The sequence below is a fragment of the Paenibacillus sp. MSJ-34 genome, from assembly GCF_018918005.1.
GTDB lineage: Bacteria > Bacillota > Bacilli > Paenibacillales > Paenibacillaceae > MSJ-34.
Genome location: NZ_JAHLPR010000097.1, coordinates 1 through 5993, shown reverse-complemented (window position 1 = coordinate 5993; position 5993 = coordinate 1). Strand labels below are relative to the sequence as shown.

Sequence of the window (5993 nt, the reverse complement as noted above, 5' to 3'; positions counted from 1 at the left end):
TCGGGTTCTTTAGCATACGCATTTTTGAAAATTGCTTTCAAAAACACGTTTACATCGATAATTTTAACTCAAGCACCCCAAATTGAGCCTCAATCGCCCGGTTTATTCCGAGATCCTATATTTTTTGAGAATGTGTAAACCGTAGTGTTGCGGGAAATTTTTGTCAATTAGGGGTATCATATCCCCTTTAATATCTTCCTGTCAATCCCCTAGACTAATAAAATATATTTATTACCGAGTATATAATTGGGGTTATTATCCACATTCCAATTAATAAGGCTAAAATTAAACCGATAAATCATAGATTCATTGATTTATAGACCACAATATATATAAGGGAGTGGTTAGGCATGTTAAAAATATGTAGAATGATACATGTCCTTTGATTTACTAGTGATTTACTAGCAAATCAATGGACTACAAAAAGCTTATAGGCACGTTTTATCCCCTTTTTGATCAAAAATTATAATTTTATAAATTATGATTATAATTTTAGTACCTGATACTAATATTGTAACAGGCGCGCGCGGGGAGAAGTATCCTCTTTAAATTACCTTACCACCATATCAATATATTTAATAAATGATCCAAAGATTTAAATTTATCGAATCCTCTTAATCAAATCTGTTCCTTCCTCCCTATTTTAAGACTACCTTCACTCCTCAATCTATCCATCTCTGCTACTGCATCGTTTATATATGGATTATCCTCCACTGTTGACTCTTGGCTCATTGCCCCGATCTCACGTAAAATTTTCAGATTCTCTACAACCTCTTTATCATTACTCGGTCTAGCAAAGTGGAAGTGATAATCAAACGAATCGAATTTATCATCATCAAACTTTATCCCTTTAAGCTCCAACAGCTTCCTAATCACATCAAACCTTAGATCCATTCCTTCTCTCATAAACTTTGCATTCAATGCGCCTTTTGTATCTGCAAGGCTAAATAAAAGTCTAATACTAACTTCTGACAAATTGCTTATATCTGTTTTACTCATACTGACCGCTGGCACATTAGCAATATCCAACAGTGTACTACTCAAAGTTTTATATATACTCTCAAAGCCTTTATGATCAAATGGATTACTTTTAAAATCAAAGCTACTACCATACTCCAATACTAATCCAGCACTAACGATATCCTTTGGCAATCCATCGCCTTTTAACTGTTGTCCAGTTAGAATAGGCAGTCCCGTTAAGTAATGATTATACGCATCTGTAGTTTTACTAATTAAATCCTCCAGATTATCCAAAATTGGAATCATGTCCAATAAGTCCGATCTACCTAAATTACTTATCTCATCCTGATTATGATATACAATGGGCAATCCTGACACATTATTATAAGTCGCATCCAGTTTCAAATTACCGCCCTCATTAGTCCATTCTTCGACTGTATCACTTGTATAAACCGTATAATAATCAACATTATCCATAGTGTAATACTCGATCATGGCAATGTAATTACTCCGACTATCGTACACTGGATAGGAATCAGCGGGATCTAATAACTTAGATTGGATATTCTTATTCTGGTCGATATAAATGGTTTCTACTACAAAGCCAAATTTGCACATTTTATCAAGGATATCGAAGTCTATAGAATTGTACCTTCCACGCTTATAAACGCTCTGGTATGCCTTTGTAACCGTCTCATCACCTGTTAATGTAATGGGGTTGGATAGAAGATAAGACACCGTAAAATTGACCATTGTCTTAGCTAATTGTAAAACAATCTTCTTTGGGACATATTCTTTCCCGTTAAACGTATATGATGGCTTATTTAAAATTTTGTGTTGTCCAGATAAATACTGCTTTAAATCTAAAATTTGGTTCGTCCGTTGCTGGTTATATACTTGGCTCACCTCCTGAATGAACCAATCTCTTTCACCGTTATAATTTTTATTAATGTATTGTTTTAGCAATGTTTGCATTTGATTACTCCTTTCTAATGTCCTAAATCAGACTTCCGAAAACTCACTAACGAAAATCGTTATTGAGTTAATTTATGCAACATCCACATAATATCTATTTGCCTTCAATCCAACTACCCCCATCATTAAACTAATAATCAAATCCGAATGATGCCCATCATATCTATTTTTACCGCCATCACTATATGTTTGCATCTGCGTTAAAGTCTCTTTGCAGTTGATATGTATAAGTCCAGTTTCAAATGCTTCTTTAGTATCTGTTGTTGCTTGGCTCTTTGTCATGGCAGTTGAAGGGAAACCAAGCTTGTAATCACTACCACCTTTAGCGTCAAAATGTCGATGTCGATACAAGTTTAAATATGGGTCATCTGTATCTTTACGTAGTCGCTCCAATAAACTTGTGCCGAATCCATTTCGTTCAATTACGAAGAAGGCATAATTAAAATACTTACCTAATGCCCTGACAACATCGTTAAAGCGATAAACGGGAACATCATTTCGGTTAAATGATGCCACTTGTTCACCGTCTGAATTAAAAATTGTAATTGTGCTAAAGTCTCCTTGACCACCTGCCGCAACGTCTACACCTCCATAATATCGTTTTCCACGTTTAGTAAAATGGTAAATCTCTAACCCTCTTCCTATGTATTGCATTAACTCATCTGGTAATTCACCTTTGAGTTCATCCCTTGTCAATGGAGGAAGGGTATGATTCAATTGTTCTAGAATTTTGGATTGGTCAAAAACTGAAATACCAGTAGAAATAAAAGCCTGTATATCATAAGCTCGATATTCTTGATAAAATACATTTTTATCCTTATCTTGGAGTGTATACGCTCTCCACATAAGCATATTTAAGCTACAATCCATATCATGGAGAACTTGCTCTTCTTTGTCCAAGTCTTTGGCAGATAGGCGTTTACCCTTGTTATTCTCTTTGTACCATTTAATGGCTAATTCGATATCATAACGGAATTGCTTCTCATATGCAGAAGAGAAGAAGGGGAAGAAGAAGGCTTTATATTTGCTTCTACCTTTCTTTGCACTGTCATAAAGCTGTTGTGCATAAGAGAATCCATTAGCTGTTGTCTCGATAACAATTTTAGCCTTTTCTGTCTTCATCAGAGCTGGCTCAATTGTTGTTAATACGCCTTGTAAGTCATCATAAAATGCTGCTTCTGATAATAGTACATACATAAATGTTCTACCTCTGCCTAAATCCTTGTTACCTCCAGCTGTTGTACTAACGATTCTCGAACCATTTTCAAATAGTAATTCATCCCTATTTTCCCTTTTGACAGAAGGGAAGGCAGAAGGGAAGCGATCCCTTGGCAAATTGTCATTCATTCGCTTTATTTTTTCAAATAGATCCTGTGCTCCTTTACCCTCATAGCTGACAATAAGGTAATGTGTATTCGGATTAGTCAAAGCCATATATAAACAATAGGCTAGGCTTACTGTGGTAAATCCTAATTGCCTTGGTTTTAACACAAAATTATACCTATCCCAACTATTTACAAACTCTTTTTGTTGATCATTAAACTTAAACGGAATCAATTCTCCGTCATTGTCTACAATTTTTATAAAATTTGTACTGAACAACTCAAAATCACACATAATCTTTTTTAACTTTTGGCTTGTTGTCATTGCTGGTCTTGCCATTGGTACACCTCCAAAAAAACAAAAGGACAAAATGTCCACTAGAAAATAAAAATAGGACTCCGTTTTAAAATCGGAATCCTACATTATCAATCCATCGTCTTCGTCATTTTTAACTTTTGCCATCTGCTTAACCGCTTGCTTGCTATACTCTTTAATATCTTTACCCATTTGCAACAATAAGCGGATACTTTTTTCATCACCAGTTTTAGCTTTATCCACAAGAGAAGAGTAAATTTGCTCTAAGTCCTGATCAAACCTAGTATTAAGCAATAATGCTACAAGGTTTCGATATTCTTCCGTTTTCTCCCATTCGTAAAAAGTGTTCATCGTTTTTAATTTCAGTGATTCCAACAGTTCCTGCTCTGTTTTTTTGGGTAAAGTTTTATCATACTCTAAATCAAATTTCCATTTAAAGTATGCTTTCTTACGGTCTGACAATGGTCGTAAAGCTTCGTTTAAATTCATTTTGTTTCACCTTCCATAAATTAAAAAAAAGAATAGGTGTATCATCCTATTCCAGAGAGATCTTAGATATATATTCCTCTATGTACTTCATTCCAAAAGATGGATATGACAATGCTCCACAATTATTACATTTAAAAGTAGGAACATTAGGTATTGTAACCTGTTTGCTATTGATAGTTTGATTATTGTCCAATAATGCATATTCATGTTCTCGTTTTCCACATTCAACACAAAACGTTTTTGATGCTAAGTTGATTAGCTGTTGTTTGTCATGTTCGTTCATAATATATCGCCTCCAAAATAAAATAAACAAGATAATCCACCAAAACGATTGCTGTAGCGAAGCGAAAGCATATCGGCTTTGGGGGAAAAGCGAACAATGCGATAAGCATTGTGAAGCAATAAATTAATCGTATATAACATAAGGGGTTCCCCCTTAGACCCCTTTTGCTAGGAGCCGATTTTGGCAAGCAAAATCGTTCCGTCGCGTTATAAATTCTATTCCTTAAAATTAAAAAAAAATCAAATTGCAAATCCCTAATAAAGTTGGTACTTATCTTTCTCTTTATAAATAATAATAAAAAGAGATTTAAAAGTACCAACTTTCTACTCCCCATATTCGCTAGCAAATTTCCTTACTTCATTTTCGATTTTAGGATAATCAATATCAAGGTAGATTTTTGATAATTCATTATGTTCCAAAAGGTAGTCATCATTTATTCGTCTTTCATTTCTTGCCATCTTTTGATTAGTTTTGTAATCGACTGGTTCAGGTTCACCCCAAGCAAACTTTCTTTTTTCTTCAATTTCCAATGTACTTTTAATTGCAGATTTTTTCCTTTTATTGGCCTTGCTCATGTAATAACCCTGAACATTCTTATTAAATTCTCTTTCGAATTTCTCCAGTTCTTTAATCTCCAGAAGGATATGGTCAAGATGATAGCAATTAATTTTATAAGCATCGTAGTAAAAGCTAATGTTTAATTCATCTAAAATAATCTTATCTACCTTTTTTTTGTACTCGCTCCATTTGTTATGCCTGATAATGGTTTGCTTACTTCGATAGCCCATATCTAACATAACTTGACGTCCTGTGCGCCCAATGAAATTAGTTTCCTCTTTTGTTGCTTCTCGCGCGCGCAGCTGTGAATGCTCAACTTCACTTTCCAAGGTGGTGTATTTATCTCCAAATTTATCCTTTTTTTCTTCTTTTCTGATTTCAATTCGGTCAATATGGACATCTTTAACCTTTTTTATCGGCATCCAATCAATTAATTCATCGGTTTTCAAAATGTCTAAAACTCTAGTTATGTCATTCTTAAATTGTTGTCTGCTGTTTTCAAAAAATTCCTCGACGTTCATCCGGTCCATTTGGTGGAATTTACTGATTTTAAAAATGTTCCGACTACCAAAATAATAATTATCATTTACCATTTTACACATTTTTAAAAGTGATGATTGCGATATTGTCATTTCACCTTTGCGATTGGCTAGTAAAATGAGGATTATTCTTTTTAGCATTTCAATATATGGAGCCCCTTTTGCTCCACGATTTTCAATTTTTTCTTTGGGTTCATCATATTTTTGTGTAATCTTAAGCTTATTGCTTTTGGATATTTTTTCCCAATCAAAGAAACGCTTAAACCTTGCTTCCTGAAGTCTTTTATTTTTCCCCCCACTTGCAGTTTCTTCCATCAGTAACTTGCACATTGTTTTATAGTCCTTGTGTATTTGACCTACCTCTAATTTATCATTTAAGCTTCTCGGAATTCACATTCCGTTGCAGACTCTAGCTTCCTAGCTAGGGTCTTCTATTGTTTCACCCCCAAACATGGGGTGCGAACAAACATTCCTCTTGACTTTTCAAAATCACCCCAATAATCGCCGAGAAGGCTTTTTTTATTTCTAATGAATTGGGTGATTTTCATGAA

6 protein-coding genes are annotated in these 5993 nt (G+C 34.4%); all 6 read right to left on the bottom strand.

Features of this window, described 5'->3' with window-relative positions; all coding sequences use genetic code 11:
* Window positions 1–618: 618 nt before the first annotated feature.
* The 6 genes from KQI79_RS26865 to KQI79_RS26840 all read right to left on the bottom strand — a co-directional run bounded on the left by KQI79_RS26865 (window position 619) and on the right by KQI79_RS26840 (window position 5772).
* Entirely contained in the window at window positions 619–1935 is a 1317-nt protein-coding gene (locus KQI79_RS26865; RefSeq protein ID WP_216541411.1) for a phage portal protein, read from the bottom strand.
* A gap of 72 nt (window positions 1936–2007) precedes the next feature.
* On the bottom strand, window positions 2008–3597 hold the full coding sequence (locus KQI79_RS26860; RefSeq protein WP_253298436.1) for a terminase large subunit domain-containing protein: 1590 nt from the start codon (window positions 3595–3597) through the stop codon (window positions 2008–2010).
* A gap of 78 nt (window positions 3598–3675) precedes the next feature.
* On the bottom strand, window positions 3676–4062 hold the full coding sequence (locus KQI79_RS26855) for a hypothetical protein (protein WP_216541410.1): 387 nt from the start codon (window positions 4060–4062) through the stop codon (window positions 3676–3678).
* A 46-nt stretch (window positions 4063–4108) separates the two neighbouring features.
* Window positions 4109–4345, bottom strand: coding sequence for a hypothetical protein (locus KQI79_RS26850; RefSeq protein ID WP_216541409.1), 237 nt, complete (start codon window positions 4343–4345; stop codon window positions 4109–4111).
* Window positions 4342–4485, bottom strand: coding sequence for a hypothetical protein (locus KQI79_RS26845; protein WP_216541408.1), 144 nt, complete (start codon window positions 4483–4485; stop codon window positions 4342–4344). The genes KQI79_RS26850 and KQI79_RS26845 overlap by 4 nt, the downstream gene beginning before the upstream one ends.
* Before the next feature lie 183 nt (window positions 4486–4668).
* The gene (locus tag KQI79_RS26840) at window positions 4669–5772 is read right to left on the bottom strand and encodes a hypothetical protein (RefSeq protein WP_216541407.1); all 1104 of its coding nucleotides are present in this window, start codon (window positions 5770–5772) and stop codon (window positions 4669–4671) included.
* Window positions 5773–5993: the final 221 nt, after the last annotated feature.

Bases quoted from the DNA above. Each gene is read 5' to 3' on its own strand.
- KQI79_RS26865 (WP_216541411.1), bottom strand. From the start codon at position 1,935: ATGCAAACATTGCTAAAACAATACATTAATAAAAATTATAACGGTGAA.
- KQI79_RS26860 (WP_253298436.1), bottom strand. From the start codon at position 3,597: ATGGCAAGACCAGCAATGACAACAAGCCAAAAGTTAAAAAAGATTATG.
- KQI79_RS26855 (WP_216541410.1), bottom strand. From the start codon at position 4,062: ATGAATTTAAACGAAGCTTTACGACCATTGTCAGACCGTAAGAAAGCA.
- KQI79_RS26850 (WP_216541409.1), bottom strand. From the start codon at position 4,345: ATGAACGAACATGACAAACAACAGCTAATCAACTTAGCATCAAAAACG.
- KQI79_RS26845 (WP_216541408.1), bottom strand. From the start codon at position 4,485: ATGTTATATACGATTAATTTATTGCTTCACAATGCTTATCGCATTGTT.
- KQI79_RS26840 (WP_216541407.1), bottom strand. From the start codon at position 5,772: ATGTGCAAGTTACTGATGGAAGAAACTGCAAGTGGGGGGAAAAATAAA.